1 protein-coding gene is annotated in these 1104 nt (G+C 67.7%); it reads left to right on the forward strand.

Annotation, left to right across the window (positions count from 1 at the left end):
* Positions 1-44 precede the first annotated feature (44 nt).
* Positions 45-1104: ABC transporter permease subunit (locus AC1DOC_RS34655; protein ID WP_478131712.1), on the forward strand; the 1060-nt coding region annotated here is incomplete at its 3' end.

Consider the following 1104-nt stretch of genomic DNA (forward strand, 5'->3'; position numbering starts at 1 on the left):
GTTTCACGATGCTTCGACGACCCCTTCACTGTGCACTCGCCGCCATGCTGTTCATGGCATCGGCCGTCCACGCGCTGACCGCCGACGAAGCCCGCGCCATCGCCTCTGGCGAATCGGAGGCGCGCATCAGCGCGCTCAACAAGGCCGTGCTCACGGCCGACGACAAGACCGCCGCGTTCATCCAGGCGATGTCCGAGGATGCGGTCAAGTACACCGAAGACAAGGTCTTCGTGATGAAGGACGACAAAGGCTACGACCCCGTGACCGGTGCCGAGCTGAAGGTGCCCGACACGGCCGAGGACGTGGTCAACAACAACCTCATGCGCGGCGCGCTCGATGCCGCGCAGGCCGCGCTCAAGCTCACGAGCAAGGACGACGCGGTGCGCGCCGAAGCCGCGCAGGCGCTCTTCAAGGAGCCCGACGAATCGCGCGTGCCGATGGTCGAGAAGGCGCTGGCCGCCGAGACCAACCCCGGCATCAAGGCGCAGCTGCAGCTGGTGCGCGCCGCCAGCATGCTCACCAGCGCCGACAAGGCCAGGCGCCTTGCCGCAGCCAAGGAACTCGGCGCCAACAGCAGCCCCGACACCAAGCTGCTGCTCAACCAGCGCCTGGCCGACGAGACCGAGGCCGACGTCAAGGCCGCCATCGTCGCCTCCATTGCGAGCATCGACGGTTCGCTGGTGTGGGGCGACCGCATCAACGCGGTGTTCAGCGGCATCAGCCTGGGCTCGGTGCTGCTGCTGGCCGCGCTGGGCCTGGCCATCACCTACGGCCTGATGGGCGTCATCAACATGGCGCACGGCGAGCTGATGATGATCGGCGCCTACGCCACCTACGTGATGCAGGGCATCTTCCAGCGCTACATGCCCGAGGCGGCTTTCGGCTGGTACCTGGTGGCGGCCATTCCGGTGGCCTTCCTGAGTTCCGCGCTGGTGGGCGCGGTGCTCGAGCGCGGCGTGATCCGCTTCCTCTACGGCCGGCCGCTCGAGACGCTGCTGGCCACCTGGGGCATCAGCCTGATGCTGCAGCAGCTCGTGCGCTCGCTGTTCGGCGCGCAGAACGTGGGCGTGGAAAACCCCGGCTGGATGAGCGGCGGCTTCACCA

The sequence above is a fragment of the Variovorax sp. 01T439_2 genome, from assembly GCF_056398445.1.